The 15333-nt window shown below is 54.9% G+C and carries 12 protein-coding genes; all 12 read left to right on the forward strand.

The genetic code is table 11. From position 1 onward, the window contains the following. The first annotated feature begins 58 nt into the window (after positions 1 to 58). The 12 genes from KJW29_RS00965 to KJW29_RS01015 all read left to right on the forward strand — a co-directional run bounded on the left by KJW29_RS00965 (position 59) and on the right by KJW29_RS01015 (position 15295). Complete coding sequence (locus tag KJW29_RS00965) at positions 59 to 1726, forward strand: type 2 periplasmic-binding domain-containing protein (RefSeq protein WP_246608529.1); 1668 nt, start codon at positions 59 to 61, stop codon at positions 1724 to 1726. 105 nt (positions 1727 to 1831) lie between these two features. Then, positions 1832 to 2785, forward strand: a complete 954-nt coding sequence (locus KJW29_RS00970; protein ID WP_087570037.1) for an ABC transporter permease — start codon at positions 1832 to 1834, stop codon at positions 2783 to 2785. A 12-nt stretch (positions 2786 to 2797) separates the two neighbouring features. After that, on the forward strand, positions 2798 to 3673 hold the full coding sequence (locus KJW29_RS00975) for a carbohydrate ABC transporter permease (RefSeq protein WP_087570038.1): 876 nt from the start codon (positions 2798 to 2800) through the stop codon (positions 3671 to 3673). 23 nt (positions 3674 to 3696) lie between these two features. After that, positions 3697 to 4827, forward strand: coding sequence for a glycoside hydrolase family 88 protein (locus KJW29_RS00980; RefSeq protein WP_214628408.1), 1131 nt, complete (start codon positions 3697 to 3699; stop codon positions 4825 to 4827). 576 nt (positions 4828 to 5403) lie between these two features. Then, a complete protein-coding gene (locus tag KJW29_RS00985; protein ID WP_214628409.1) occupies positions 5404 to 7698 on the forward strand; it encodes a chondroitinase-B domain-containing protein in 2295 nt (764 codons plus the stop codon). An 844-nt stretch (positions 7699 to 8542) separates the two neighbouring features. Further along, on the forward strand, positions 8543 to 8671 hold the full coding sequence (locus tag KJW29_RS36400; protein ID WP_281426307.1) for a hypothetical protein: 129 nt from the start codon (positions 8543 to 8545) through the stop codon (positions 8669 to 8671). Continuing rightward, on the forward strand, positions 8661 to 9677 hold the full coding sequence (locus tag KJW29_RS00990) for a glycoside hydrolase family protein (protein ID WP_246608530.1): 1017 nt from the start codon (positions 8661 to 8663) through the stop codon (positions 9675 to 9677). Before KJW29_RS36400 ends, KJW29_RS00990 begins: the two co-directional genes overlap by 11 nt. 23 nt (positions 9678 to 9700) lie before the next feature. After that, the gene (locus tag KJW29_RS00995) at positions 9701 to 10705 is read left to right on the forward strand and encodes an aldo/keto reductase (protein ID WP_214628410.1); all 1005 of its coding nucleotides are present in this window, start codon (positions 9701 to 9703) and stop codon (positions 10703 to 10705) included. A 36-nt stretch (positions 10706 to 10741) separates the two neighbouring features. Beyond that, positions 10742 to 11128: a cupin domain-containing protein gene (locus KJW29_RS01000; protein ID WP_214628411.1), complete on the forward strand. Its 387-nt coding sequence runs from the start codon at positions 10742 to 10744 to the stop codon at positions 11126 to 11128. A gap of 153 nt (positions 11129 to 11281) precedes the next feature. Further along, positions 11282 to 12262, forward strand: a complete 981-nt coding sequence (locus tag KJW29_RS01005; RefSeq protein WP_214628412.1) for a Gfo/Idh/MocA family protein — start codon at positions 11282 to 11284, stop codon at positions 12260 to 12262. Further along, positions 12255 to 14408 (forward strand): TIM-barrel domain-containing protein, encoded by a 2154-nt coding sequence (locus KJW29_RS01010; RefSeq protein ID WP_214628413.1) that lies wholly within the window; start codon positions 12255 to 12257, stop codon positions 14406 to 14408. The genes KJW29_RS01005 and KJW29_RS01010 overlap by 8 nt, the downstream gene beginning before the upstream one ends. 92 nt (positions 14409 to 14500) lie before the next feature. Beyond that, positions 14501 to 15295: a helix-turn-helix domain-containing protein gene (locus tag KJW29_RS01015; protein ID WP_214628414.1), complete on the forward strand. Its 795-nt coding sequence runs from the start codon at positions 14501 to 14503 to the stop codon at positions 15293 to 15295. The last annotated feature ends 38 nt before the right edge of the window (positions 15296 to 15333 follow it).

The raw sequence follows: 15333 nt of genomic DNA on the forward strand, positions 1-15333 counted from the left end.
TACGATGATAGCGGATTCACACCAACAAATTCGAGGGCGAATAGAACGGAGGGGCACAATGGCAAATAATCGAGACAGCAAGAAGCGCAAGTGGCAGCTCATACTGGGGATCACAATGGTACTTTCATTGTTGTTAACCGCATGCTCTGGTAATGGGGGGAGCGGCAACAAGGACAAGGCGGAGCCGACCCAAAGCGCCGTCAGCAATACGGAAGGCAATGGCGACAGCAAAGGCAACGAGGGAGAGGATAAACCGGTTTATCCGATGGATACCAAAGATACTTTCTCCTACTGGGCTCCAATCAACGGCAACCTGATTACATTTGCAACGAATCTTGCGGAAGCGCCAATCGGCAAGGAAATCGCGAAAGCAACCGGCGTGAAAGTAACCTACATCCACCCGACCGACGGGCAAGCGGAAGAGCAGTTTAATTTGTTGCTGGCTTCCACCAAGCTGCCGGATGTGCTGGAGTACGACTGGAGCATCTATCCGGGCGGACCGGAGAAGGCGATAGCAGACGGGGTTATCGTACCGCTTAACGATTTGATCGACCAATATGCGCCTAACCTGAAGAAGATGCTGGAAGCCGATCCGGAGCTGGATAAGATGGTGAAAACCGACAGCGGCCAATATTATGCTTTCCCGATGGTGCGCAACTCGGAAGGCGTAGTCTTCCGCGGACCTATGCTGCGCAAAGACTGGCTGGATGAGCTGGGGCTGCAATTGCCAGTAACGGTAGACGATTGGCATACGGTACTGACGGCGTTCAAAGAGAAAAAAGGCGCCGTAGCGCCACTGACAGCGCAATATGCGGGCAAAATGAACTTGCAGGACGCGTTTTTTGGCGCATACAAAACATCGCACGGCTTCTACATCGACGACGAGGGCAAAGTGAAATACGGCCCGCTTGATCCGCAATACAAGGATGTTATCACGTTGTTCCGCAAGTGGTATTCCGAAGGCCTGATCGACAAAGACTTCCCGATCATCGAACGCAACACGCTGGATAAGCGGCTTCTTAACGGCGAGTCCGGCGCGACTGTCTACCTGCTGGGCGGCGGCATGGGCAAATGGCTGGAGTCCGGCAAAGCCCAAAATCCGACATTTGATCTGGTAGCGGCTCCTTATCCGGTATTAAACGCAGGCGAAAAACCGTTTACCGGACAGCGCGATTTCAAATATAACCCGAAAGCAAGCGCGGCAGTGACGACATCGGCGAAAAACCTGGAAACAATCGTAAAATGGCTGGATTACGCATTTAGCGAGCAAGGAACCTTGACTTACAACTTCGGCGTCGAAGGCGAAAGCTACACGATGGATAACGGCGTTCCGAAATTTACCGATATGATCGTGAAAAACGACAAGTACACGTCGCAGCAGATGCTGGCGCAATATACGATTCCGAACGGTCCGTTCCCGATGCATGAGCAAAAATCGACCAATACGTTCCCGCAACAGGATGAGGCGGTCAAAATTTGGTCGGAGACCGATGCGGCGAAACATATTTTGCCCGCGTTCATAACGCCTACCGTAGATGAGAGCAAGAAGGTAGCGCAGTCGATGACGGCAATCAACACCTATCTTGAAGAAATGTTTATCAAATTTATTATGGGCAACGAGCCGATCGACAAGTTCGACAGCTTCGTGAAGCAGCTTGAGGATATGGGTATTCGCGATGTAATCGACATCTATCAAGGTGCCTTGGATCGCTACAACAACAGATAACTCCATGCATCGTCTCGCGGCAGGCTCCAGGCCGTCGCGGGGGCAGGGGAATGGTGCAGCCCATCCCCTGCCGATGATGCTGCATGCAGACAGGAGGAGTAGGAGATGGCTCAGTTGAAGCTGGGACGGGGCAAAGTCGCGCATGCCGGGAGTCTGCCGCTTAATATCGCGAAAGATATCGTCAAAAACAAATATTTATACATTATGCTTTCTCCTGTTTTGGCTTATTTCATTATTTTTCAATATTTTCCGATGTACGGCGCGATTATCGCGTTCAAGGATTTTAATCCCCGGCTAGGAATTGGGGGCAGCGCGTGGGCGGGACTGGAGCATTTCAAAGACTTTTTTGGCGGAATGTATTTTTGGCGGGTGTTTAAAAACACTCTGATGATTAGCTTTTATGATCTCGTTTTCGGTTTTCCCGCACCGCTTATTCTTGCCTTGTTGCTTAATGAGGTCAAAAATGCGCTGTTCAAACGTTCGGTCCAGACGATCACTTATTTGCCGCATTTTATTTCGCTTGTCATTATTGCCGGCATGATCAAGGATTTCACGAGCAGTGACGGCGTCATCAACGATATTATCGCATTTTTCGGAGGCGAGCGGGTTACGATGTTGCTGGAGCCGTCCTATTTCCGGACGATCTTCGTTTCGTCGAATATATGGCAGCATGTAGGCTGGGGGACCATTATTTATTTGGCCGCGCTGTCTGCGATCGATCAAGAGCAATATGAAGCTTGCAAGATCGACGGGGGTGGACGCTGGAAGCAGATGCTTCATGTTACTCTGCCTGGGCTGCTGCCCGTCTTCGTTATATTGCTCATCCTGGACATTGGAAGGATTATGAGCGTTGGCTTCGAGAAAGTGATTCTGCTGTACAACCCGACCACTTATGTGACAGCGGATGTCATTTCCTCGTATGTGTACCGGATCGGGCTTCAAGATTTTCAATTCAGTTTCAGCTCCGCTGTCGGATTGTTCAACTCCGTGATTAACTTCGCGCTTGTTATCGGCTCCAACTGGATAAGCCGGAAGTTGAACAATACGGGTCTGTGGTAGAGGAGGGTTCGCATGCGAGTAAGCTTGGGTGAACATATATTCCGGGTTTGCAATACGCTGTTTTTGTCCACGCTCATGATTGCAACAATGTACCCGATTCTTTACGTGGCATTTGCATCATTTAGCGAACCGGCGCTGATGATGGCGCATAAAGGCATTTTATGGAAGCCGTTGGGCTTTTCGTTTGAGACATACGCGGCGGTATTCAGCAATCCGATGATCCTGCTTGGCTACCGCAACACGTTATTTATTGTCATTATAGGCGTGGCTCTCAATTTGCTGCTCACATCCTTTGCCGCTTACGCCTTGTCCAGAAAAACGTTGCAATATCGCAAGCCGCTTACATTGTTTATCGTGTTCACCATGTTTTTCAGCGGCGGCTTGATTCCGTTCTACTTGCTTGTCAGAGGACTGGGCATTACGGACACGTTATGGGCGCTGATCCTGCCTACCGCAATAAGCGCGTTTAACCTCATTATTATGCGGACATCGTTCGAGGCGGTGCCGGATGCGCTGGAGGAATCGGCCAAGATCGACGGCGCCAACGACTTTGGCATTCTGTTCCGCATCTTCCTGCCGCTTTGCAAGCCGGTGCTTGCCGTGGTAGGCCTGTATTACGGGGTAAGCCACTGGAACTCCTGGTTTAACGCCATGATCTTCCTTCAGGATCGGTCGCTGTATCCATTGCAGTTGATCCTGCGTGAAATTTTAATTATCGGCGAAGCGAACTCGATGGCGGAGGGAGCGTCCCAGGATGAGATCATCATATTGGGCGAGACGTTGAAATACGCCACGATTATGGTAGCGACGCTTCCGGTTTTTCTGGTATATCCGTTTTTGCAAAAGTATTTCGTAAAAGGCGCCTTGATCGGTGCCATTAAAGGTTAGCAGAGAAGGAGTGGACTTCGGGGATGAGCAATGAAAAAGCGAAGCTGCAACAGTCCGAGCTGTCGGCATGGTGGGAAAAAGCGAGGATTAAAGTCGATCATATGATCGAAGCGGGCTGGACAGAGGCGCCGCATGTTTCGGCAGCGGGCAAATATGACCAGATCAAAGTGGATCAATGGATTTCGGGCTTTTGGCCGGGCATGCTGTGGATTCTGTATGATATGACCGGCGATCCCCGTTATCGGGAGGCGGCGGAGCCTTGGGACGAACGCATGGAGCAATGTTACTTGCGCGACAACCATTTTCACCACGATGTCGGCTTTCAGTTCCTGCCGACTTCGGTTATCCGCTACAAGCTTACCGGCGACCCGGACGCGCGGCGGCGCGGACTGTTCGCCGCCAACTATCTGGCGGGTCGGTACAACCCAGCCGGACAGTTCATTCGAGCTTGGCCTCGCAACCAGACAGGTTGGTCGATCATCGACTCGATGATGAATCTGCCGCTGCTGTTCTGGGCGAGCGAAGAAAGCGGCGATCCGCGTTTCAAGCATATTGCGGTCGCCCATGCGGATATGGTGCTGCGCACGTTCATCCGCGACGACAGCTCGGTGCATCATATCGTTATTTTTGATCCGGAGACGGGCGAAGTGGAGCGTTATGACGGCGGACAGGGGTTCGCGCCGCAATCGTCCTGGTCGAGAGGCCAAGCTTGGGCGCTCTATGGGATGAGTTGCGCTTATCGCTATACGGGCGAAGCGCGTTACTTAAACGCGGCGAAGCGGGTGGCTCATTACTTTATCAGCGGGCTGGCGGAAGACGATGTGCCGCATTGGGATTTCCGCGCGGCGACCGACTTGACGGAGGAGCCGCGCGACACCTCGGCGGCGAGCTGCGCGGCATCCGGCTTGATCGACATCGCGGCGCAGGTTACGCCCGAGGAAGCCGCTTTATACCAGCGTGCGGCCACGCGCATCATGCGTTCGCTGTCGAACAACTACAGTACGCTCGACCAGCCGGAGTATGAAGGCATCCTGCTTGGAGCAACCGGACATAAGCCGGTTAACAGCAACATCAACGTATCGCTGATTTACGGCGATTACTATTATATTGAAGCTTTGGCTAAGAGCAAAGGCTGGAGCCGGCACATTTTTTAAAGTATAGGAGAGTATATGATCTCGGATTTACCGAAAGGAAGATAGCGAGATTGCTCCTCCACGAGAGACTTCGATAGAGGTATCTTCAACGTAGCAGTAAGTGCGAGGAAAGACCCATTGCGGCAACTGCATACCGCATAACGCATAACGCATAGCGTAAACCGCAAACCGAAAACCGAATACCGCAAACCGAAAACCGAATACCGCAAACCGAAAACCGCAAACCGCATCGGAAAATAAAGGGGAAAATGCCCTTTAATCCGGATAAATCGGGCTGTGAGCCCAGTTTAGAGGGAAAAGCTCCGTTTAATGGGAGGGACATTACCCGAAAACAGCGATTTGGCCTGGATTAGAGGTAGGATTTCCCTCTAAAACGCAAACAAGGGCGTAGACTGGGGCATTAGTGGGCATTTTTCCTCTTATTCGGGAGAAGGGTGATCAAACAGACAGAAATCACGAAGCCGGGAGGGCAGGCTGATCCTCCCGGCTTCCATACTCTTGAGAGGAGGTGCTGACGGAAACGAAGGCAATGATTCAATAACCATCAATTCACTGTGAAAGGATGAAAAATGAATCATGAGAACCAAAAGTATGACGTGCGTTATTTTGTTCTGTATGCTGTTTGCGTTAATGCCGGGAGCGGCAGGGGCGGCCGATGCGAAGTTCGCAATTGGCAGCTCCAGCGTGACGGCGAGCGGGCATGACGGCAACGTTCCGGCCAACACGGTGGACGGCGATTTCGGCACACGTTGGTCGAGTCAAGGCATCGGGGAATGGATTCAGTACGATTTGGGCGTAAACAGCAAACTGTCTTACATCAAAATTGCTTTTCTGAATGGGTCAAGCCGCACCTCTACTTTTGATATTTTGACGTCTACGGACGGTTCCGCCTTCACGACCGTCAGCAGAGGAGTTGTGAGCAGCCTTGCGGATGGCCTGCAAACATTCGACTTTCCGGATGTCGATCCTGTCCGCTATGTGCGGATTGTCGGATACGGCAACTCCTCCAACCTGTGGAACAGCTATACCGAAGTTGAACTGTACGGCACCGCAAGCGGCCCTCCTCCGGGCGCAAGCAAGCTGACGGTTAGCGTGCCGCAGCTAATGGCCAGCGGAGATGACGGCAATATCGTCGCACATACAATCGACGGCGATCTCGGAACGCGATGGTCGGCAAGCGGCGACGGGGAGTGGGTCCAATACGGCTTGGGATCAAGCAAGCGAGTGGAGTACGTGAAGATCGCCTTTTTTAACGGGGCATCGCGAGCTTTCACCTTTGATATCCAAACTTCCTATGACGGCTACAACTTCAGCACGGCGCTTTCGGGAGCGGTCAGCAGTTTGAGCAACAGCTTGCAGACATTTGATTTTGCCGATGTTGCCCCCGTCCGTTACGTTCGAATTGTTGGCCACGGCAACTCGGTAAACGCCTGGAATAGCATAACCGAGGTCGAAATTTATGGCAGCGCTTCAAGTGGCAGCGGCAGCGAAGGGACAGTAGTCGAAGTAAGCAACTCCACGCAGTTGGCTGCCGAGCTTGCAACTGCTTCGGCGGGCAAAACGATCGTGCTGGCAAACGGTACGTACTCGCGTACTAGCCCTTTTACTGTTCTGAATAAAAACGGCACTGCCAACGCGCCAATCGTCATTAAAGCAAAAAACCGCGGTCAGGCCATCATCTCGGGAGCGTCGGGCTTCCGCGTCGAAAACGCCTCGCATGTGGTGCTGGACGGATTAAAGTTTACGAACACAACCAATGGAGCAGTCGTGTTGGAAGGTTCGAACCATGTGCGGTTGACCCGCAATGCGTTTGCGCTCCCAAGCTCGGGCGGAGACCTGATGTGGCTGCAAGTGCGGGGCACAAACAGCCATCATAACCGCATCGACCGCAACGACTTCGGGCCAAAGAGCGACACCAACCCTCTGATCGCTTATGAGGGGCAAAGCGGATCGGGGCAAATTTCGCAACACGATATAATCGAATACAACTATTTCCATGATGTCGGCCCATGGGTAACCAACGGCAAAGAGACGATCCGGCTCGGTTTGTCCGGCCTAACACTGTCCCACGGCTATAACACGATTCAATACAATGTATTTGAAAATTGCGATGGCGAGCCGGAAATCGTCTCGGTCAAGAGCAGCAGCAATACGATTCGCTTTAATACGTTCCGCACGTCCAAGGGCAGCCTGACGCTGCGGCATGGTCATAACAACAGCGTATACGGCAACTTCTTTCTAGGGGACGGAGTGGAGTCGGATCAGGAAGGTATCCGGTTGTTCGGCAATGACCACAAAATTTATAACAACTACTTTGAAAATTTGACAGGCGAAGCGATCTACTTGCCGAACGGCGACTTCGACGGCGGTACCGGAGGCTCCCCTCCAAGTCCGACGGTGGAAGAATTGCGCAAGCAATGGAAGGTGTACCGGGCGCTTATCGTCAACAATACGATTGTCAATAGCGCTACCGGAATCGTGGTCGGCTCGGGCAAAGCGGATGCGCCGCAAGATTCCGTCGTTGCGAACAATATCGTGCGCAACAGCACCGGCACGCTTTTTTACGAGGCGGCGACAACGAATACGCTGTTTCAGGGCAACATCGGGTATGGCAGCACCATTAGTAACGTATCGCGCAGCTCGGGGCAGATCCGAAATATTAATCCGCTGCTAACTACGGTGAGCGGCATCCAGAAGCTGTCCGCGAGCAGCCCGGCAATTGACGCCGCTGTGGGAACATACGCGTTCGTGCTGCAGGATATGGATGGTCAAGCGCGGGCGACAGCGGATGTGGGAGCGGACGAATATTCCGGCGCTCCTCTGCTAAATCGGCCGCTGGTAGCCGGCGATGTAGGACTGAATACGCCTTAGCGGCGATAGAGGCGCAAGCTCTGCCGACGCTGTGCGCTGTCGGCGCAGTGCGCTGCCAGAGCTAGGTGCTGCCATGCTAGCTGCAAACGAAGTTATGCGCTGCCGGCAGCTTGTCCGCCGGCAGCGCCTATGTCGACTGGAAAGCGAATCTTTAACGGACAAATCTGCACCTTAGCGCCACATTTAGTGGAGCTCGTATTTTTAACGGACATATGCGAGGTCGTCGATTCATTGTGTGCAAAACTGGAAATGAAGCTGCAATCAATCATCGCCAAATTGTTAACGGAAATGTGGGCCCTTATATGGATCGTTTGGCGTGATATTAAAATCTAACGGAACCCTGCGACGTTATTCGTGAGAAATCTAGGCAAATCGCGGACTTTTACCCATCATAAGGGCTGTCAGTTCCGTTAGATTTGCTAAGTGCTGCTTTTTGCTGAAATAACGCCTTTCATTTCCGTTGCAGTTGCACCCGTTCATTTCTGACCGGACACTTGCTCGAAATTTCACCTTTTTACAATTAATAGACAACCTCATATACGACTCTTAGAAGGCTAACAGTGGCGAAAACCGCAGATTGGTCCCTCTAAGCGTACAGATGTCCTTTAGAATTTGCGAAGTGCTGATTGGTCCCTCTAAGCGTCGCTGATGTCCATTAGAATTTGAGATGTGCTGATTTCGTGCGCTAAGTGTCGCTGATGTCCGATGTGCGCTAACCCAGCTGGGCATAGCTAGCTGATGAATGTTCAGCCGGCTGCCCGAAATATCGTATCGACTCCATAAGTTAGGAGTCGTTGTGGAGCAGTCTAGTTATTGATGCTTGATGCAACAGGAGGGGAAAATCATGATTCTCGGCAATAGCGATTATACATGGGCAAAACAAGGCGGGAAAATTGGATTTCAGGCAGCGGCGCGTGGCTGGCGGCCGTCGCGGCGTGATGTCGGATATGGAGGAACGTTTCATGCATACTAGCGCAATGCTGCCGGCTCCGCGTGACGGCGGCTTCCGGATGGAAGGTTATTGGGTATGGTGCGGTTCCGTCGTGCAGGGAGAGGACGGAAAATTCCATATGTTCGCCTCGCGCTGGCCGAAGACGCTGCCGATGCATCCCGGCTGGATGACGGCTTCGGAGATTGTCAGGGCGGACTCGGATACGCCCGAGGGACCTTATCGATTCCGCGAGGTGGTGCTTCCGGCGAGGGGGGCGGAATATTGGGACGGGCGCTGCACGCACAACCCCCATATCGTCAAGCACAACAACAAATATTTGCTTTATTATACGGGCTCGACCCACCCGCTTGGCGATCCGGAGCCGCCCGGGAACTTTGGCTTAACCGATCCGCAATGTATCGTGGCGCGGGCGAACAAACGGGTAGGGCTGGCTATCGCGGACAGCGTATTGGGTCCGTGGCGCAGAGCGGACGAACCGATATTGCCGACGCGTCCCGGTCGATTCGACAGCTTTTTGACTTCCAATCCGGCTCCGTGCGTTCGGGATGACGGTTCCGTGCTGCTGATCTACAAGGCTCGCCGATACGAAGGCAATCTGCATGGCGGCATGACGATTGGCGTCGCGCATGCGGATCATTACGAGGGGCCGTACCGGGTGCTGAGCGATGAGCCGGTGTTTCCGCCGGAGTCATTCCATATCGAGGACCCGTTCATCTGGCAAACAGCCGAAGGATACAGCTTGATCGCGAAAGATATGGAAGGTCATCTATGCGGAGAAACATACGCCGGCATCTACGCCGGGTCGCCGGACGGGCTGCAATGGAGCTTGCATGAGCAGCCGCAAAGCTATTCCCGCACGGTGCGTTTCGATGACGGCACGGTGCGGACGCTGGGCAATCTGGAGCGGCCGTTCCTGCTGTTCCAGAACGGCAAGCCGACCCATTTGTTCGCTGCCGTCTCGAACGGCAGCGACGGTTTTATGGACGCTTCCGACACATGGAACATGGTGATACCTTTAAAGCAGTGATACGCGGAAGGGGGAAGTTTGAGATGAACAACTACGCAGGGTCAAGCGAGCGTTACGAGACGATGAAGTATAACCGATGCGGCAGAAGCGGGCTGAAGCTGCCGGCGATAACGCTTGGGCTGTGGCATAATTTTGGCGGCGTGGATGCGGTGGAGAATGGCAGAATCATGCTGCGCCGCGCCTTCGACCTCGGCATTACGCACTTTGACCTGGCGAACAATTACGGGCCGCCGCCGGGATCAGCCGAGGAGACGTTCGGACAATTGTGGCGTCAGGATTTTTCCGCTTATCGGGACGAGATGATCGTGGCTACCAAAGCCGGCTATCGGATGTGGCCGGGGCCTTACGGCGAGCGAGGGTCGCGCAAGAGCATGCTGGCAAGCCTCGACCAGAGTCTGAAGCGGCTTCATATGGATTATGTCGATATTTTTTATTCGCACAAATACGACTCGGAGACGCCGCTGGAGGAAACGATGCTGGCGCTGGACCAGGCAGTGCGCCAGGGCAAAGCGCTGTATGTCGGCATCTCCAACTATGGACCCGTGCAAGCGCGGGAAGCCATCGCTATTTTGCGCGGGCTGGGGACGCCTTGCCTGATCCATCAATGCCACTATTCCATGTACGAGCGGACGCTGGAGGAGGGCTTGCAGGATGTGCTGGAGGAGGCCGGCGTTGGCACGATCGCTTACAGTCCCCTGGCTCGCGGGCTGCTGACGGATCGTTACCTGGACGGCGTTCCGGCGGACTCGAGGGCGGCGGGCGCCAGCGTGTTCCTGGGCCGCGAGGATATTACCGAAGCGAAGCTCGCGAAGTCGCGCAAGCTGCAGGAGCTTGCCCATCAGCGACAACAAAGTCTGGCGCAGATGGCGGTGGCCTGGGTGTTGCGGCGGGGACGCGTCGCCTCCGCGCTGATCGGCGCGAGCAAGGCGGAGCAGATTGACGATATTGCTAAGTTTCTGAGCCAGGCCTCGTTTACGGACGAGGAGCTCGGAGCAATCGATCATATTTTGCGCGGCGACGCAGGTTAGCGGCGGCAAGCCGGCAATGAAAGGAGAATGCGGCGAATGATCAGGCTTTCGTTGAATGATTTGCGGACAGAGGAAACCGGACATTTTCTTAATGGCCTGCTGCCCGGGCGTTATCTTTATTCGGGAGGGCTCGCGTTCGCCGCGCCAGGGGAGCGGAGCCATACAAGCGACGGTCCCGGCGGCAAGGATATCCATGTCCATGCCGACAGGGAGGCGTTTGTCATTTTGCAGGGGCGCGGCGTGATGGAAGTCGAAGGGGAGCAACATGAGGTCCGGATGGGAGATATCGTTATCATTGAGCCCGGCGAAGATCACCACCTCTGCTCGAGCGAGACGGAGCCCATTGTGGCGTTGTGGTGCCATGCCGGTTCCGAACGCCACCCAAGCCAGCACGCGACGGCAAAGCGGAAGAACATTCGATAAACCACGGTTTGACCGTACAAGGCACGAAAAGGAACACGGCTTGAAGCCCACCGCCATTGCAGCCCCATGTGTTCCCTTGCAAGAGGGAGGCGGGGCTGCATGCGTGCGGGCGGATAGGGCGGCATAACGCTTTGCGCAAGGAGATGGACAAATATGAAGGCTATTTTGGCAGGGTTAGGGGAAGCGGGTTTGGGCTGGTATAAGCGACTGCGCAGCAGGGGAATTCTGCTGGCCGTCGTCGAAAAAGACCCTGCGCGACAGGCGAAGCTTGGAGACGATCCCGTCCCTTTTTATACGTCGCTGGAGGAGGCGCTTAAGAACGAACGGCCGGATTTTGTTGTTAATGTTACTCCGCCCGCCGCGCATACGGCGATCAACAACGCGGCCTTCGACCGGGGGCTGCCGGTCCTTTGCGAGAAGCCGATTTCGTTTGATTATGCCGAATCGATGGAAATCGTGGCAAGGGCGGAACGCGAGGGGATTCCGTTTATGATTGCGGAGAATTATCGGCATTTCCCCTACATCCGCAAGCTGAAGGCGTTGCTGGAAGAAGGCGCGATCGGGGAAATTTCGACTGTCGATATTGCATTTCGGCGATATCACCGGGTGAAGCGCGATTACGCGGTATCGGTGCTTGACGATATTGGCGTCCACCATCTGGATCTGCTTCGGTATTTGACGGGCCGCGAAGGCGTCGCTGTCCAGGCGGGCATGTTCAATCCATCCGGCGGATGGCAAGAGGAAGGCGCCATGCTTCAGACGATGGCGATTATCGAGCTGGAGGGGGGCATACCGGTCCTTTATTCCGCGACAATCGCGTCCCGAGGGCCGATGACCCCGTGGTGCGGAGTTTGGCGTATAGAAGGAACGAAGGGAGCGTTATTGCTCGACAATGGCATCATTTCCGTATATTCGGACGATGAGGTCAAGATGATCACGGAATTTGACGATATGCAGCAGAGCGACGCCTTGGGCGAATTTCTTGCCTCTCTCGCAGAAGGCAGAGAAGCGGAGACAAACGCCGGCGACTACTTGCGGACGCAGGCGCTTGTCTATTTTACGAAAATGGCAGCCAAGAGTGGAACGAGGACGGCAATAGAGCTTCCGGCAAAGGAGGGGGTGCGCCATGTCTAACGAGAATGACGCGTACGAATACCAAACCTCTGACGCCGCGACGAGTTGGAAGGAGGTCGCGCCCGGCGTATGGCGGCTCCGCATCGGCAGCCCGGAGGGGCTTGCGCCGCTGGCGTTAATTGGAGCCGAGCCGGACATAGCGGCCCTCGGCCTTATGGAGGCGACTCCGCCGCCGTTTCGGTGGAGCGATATTACAGTGGAGGAATGCGGCAATAACGCCAAGCTGATGGTTCTGCCGCTCGATGGGCAAGAGCGGTTGTATGGCACAGGCTTGCAGTTTATGCGTTCCAATCAACGGGGCAGGACTCGCTATCTGCGCGTTAACAGCGACCCCAAACAAGATACGGGCGAAACGCATGCTCCTGTCCCTTTTTATGTTAGCGATAAGGGGTATGGCGTGCTGGTGGATACATCCCGTATTGTGACGATGCATCTCGGTTCGACGCTGCTGACATCGGATACAGATACGGAGTGGATACGGGATCGCAATCTTGACCCGGAGTGGAGGGCGACGATGCCGTCTCCGCGCGTGGAAATCAAGCTGCCGTCTGATGGCGCATTCCTCTATGTATTCGGCGGGCCGAAATTGCGTGACGCAGTGGCCCGCTACAATTTGTATTGCGGCGGCGGAGCGCTGCCGCCCAAGTGGGGGCTCGGCTTCTGGCATCGCGTGCCGACGCTCCATACCGACGAAGAAGCGCTGCGGGAGGCGCTGGAATACCGGGAGCGGGATGTCCCTTGCGATGTGATCGGGCTGGAGCCGGGCTGGCATAGCCGCAGCTATCCCGTTACGGGCGAATGGGACGGCGGGCGTTTTCCCGATCCTCCATCATTCGTGCGGCGGATGGGAGAGGCGGGCTTCCGCATCAATCTGTGGGAGCATCCCTACTTGTCGCCGGACAGCGGCATGTACTCGAAGCTTCGTCCAATGTCCGGCTCTCATACGGTATGGGGCGGCATTGCTCCCGACTATGCTCTGACCGAAGCAAGGGCGGCGTATAAGGAACATCATCTGCGGGAACATGTCTCGCTTGGCGTAGCCGGCTACAAGCTGGACGAGTGCGACGGCAGCGAGCTTACGAACAATGCCTGGATGTTCCCGGACCACGCGCGCTTCCCGTCGGGGCTTGACGGCGAGAGCATGCGCCAGCTCTACGGCCTGATGTTCCAGAAAATGACCTATGACCTCTACCGCGCCGAAAATCGAAGGACTTACGGGCTTGTCCGGGCGTCCGGCGCAGGCACTTCATCGCTGCCTTATGCGCTTTATTCCGACCTGTATGATCACAAGCAGTTCATCAGGGCGCTCTGCAACGCCTCTTATTGCGGGCTGCTCTGGACGCCGGAAGTGCGGAAGGCGCGCAATGCCGAGGATTGGGCGAGACGAATGCAAACCGTATGTTTCTCGCCGCTTGCGATGCTTAACGCATGGGGGGATGGCACGAAGCCGTGGAGCTTCCCCGAAGTTGAAGGCGTCGTGCGCCATTATATCCGGCTTCGGATGCGGTTGCTTCCCTATCTTTACACCGCATTCGCGGAATATCGGGAGAAGGGAATTCCGCCGATCCGCGCGATGAGCTTCGAGATCCCTCCCGGGCAACTCTCCGCCGCGAGCGGAGAAGGGGCCGGAGCGCTGGACACGACTGCAGGAGCATATGGCAAACGCAGGGCGAGGGAATGGGACGATCAATATATGTATGGCAACGATATGGTTGTTGCTCCGCTTGTCGAGGGAGAGTCGGAGCGGGAAGTGCTGCTGCCGGAGGGCGTATGGTACGGATTGGAGTCCGGTATACGTTATAACGGCGGAACAATTATTCGCGTTGCGTCGGGTGTGGAGCATATTCCGGTGTTTGTCAGGGAAGGCGCGATCATTCCGATGATGCCGCCGTTGTCGCATATGCCGTCGAACGGCGCGAAGACGGAGCTGCATCTGGTCCATTTTGGCGATGCGCCGGGAATGTGCATGCTTTACGATGACGATGGCGAAACATTTGATTATGAGAGAGGCGGCGGAAGCTGGCATCGCGTTTCTGTTGTTCCCGATGGAGCCGGGGGACTGTGCGGCCGGCTGGAAGGCGAAGGGGAGCTTCCTCCCTCTTATAGCCGCATCATCTGGCATCTGCGCCTAACCTCGCTTGTTTGATTAGAAAAGCATTTACCGCTTGACCGCAAAATCGGAGCGTCATAACATGTATATAGTTGTGGAGATCCGAATTAGCGGCAGGAGGGTAAGCGATGATGGAGAAAGATATGCAGGCGCGCAGCTTTATCGGTAATGCGGATCAAAGTTGGGCGGATGAAGGCTTTCACGTTCATCCTTCTCTGGAGATCACTATCCTGTTGGAAGGTAGCGGAGCGGTGGAATGGCTGCAGGGCAGAAGCGATCTGGAGACTGGCCATATCATCATCGTGCCGCCCGATCTCCCGCATCGCTTCGAAGGAATGGGTCGCAATCGCTTTGGCCTGATCCAACTGGAGCATTGCCCGCCTGCGGTCGTCGAGCTGTTAAATCGATTTCATATCAACGGAGAGCCGCGAATCTTCCGGTTGTCCCGTCTGGACAAAGAGCGCTTTGAGGCGCTGTTCCGCGAATGGCTGCGCTTGTTCTCCACACCGCTCAAGGAGACGGCCTGCGCTTATCGCGCCTGGATCGAAGTGCTGCTCTTGTTTCTGCTTGAGCATTCGCAAACCGGGCAACAGCCGATCTCGATTGCCAAAGCCGCCGATTTTATCCGTGAGAATTTGGACAAGGGACTGCAGATTTCGGATCTGGCGCAGCTGGCGGGAATGGCCGAGAGCGGATTCCGGCGTTTGTTCGAGCAGGTCTACCATATGAGCCCGAAGCGTTATCAGCAGCAATGCCGTATGGCCGAAGCCAAATGGCTGCTAAATTCCTCGGACAAGGAGCTTAATGAGATCGCCCGTCAGATCGGCTTCGAGCGGCTGCATTCTTTTTCGCAATGGTTTCGTAAGCTGGAGGGCATGTCCCCGTCTCAATGGCGCAAAACCCAGCAGATCAATTTCGGTTGAAATCCCCTCAAAGCAGGCATCCTTCCCTAATTTCGGGA

Origin of the sequence: Paenibacillus agaridevorans, assembly GCF_018604145.1 — a bacterium.
In the GTDB taxonomy this organism is placed as follows: domain Bacteria; phylum Bacillota; class Bacilli; order Paenibacillales; family Paenibacillaceae; genus Pristimantibacillus; species Pristimantibacillus agaridevorans.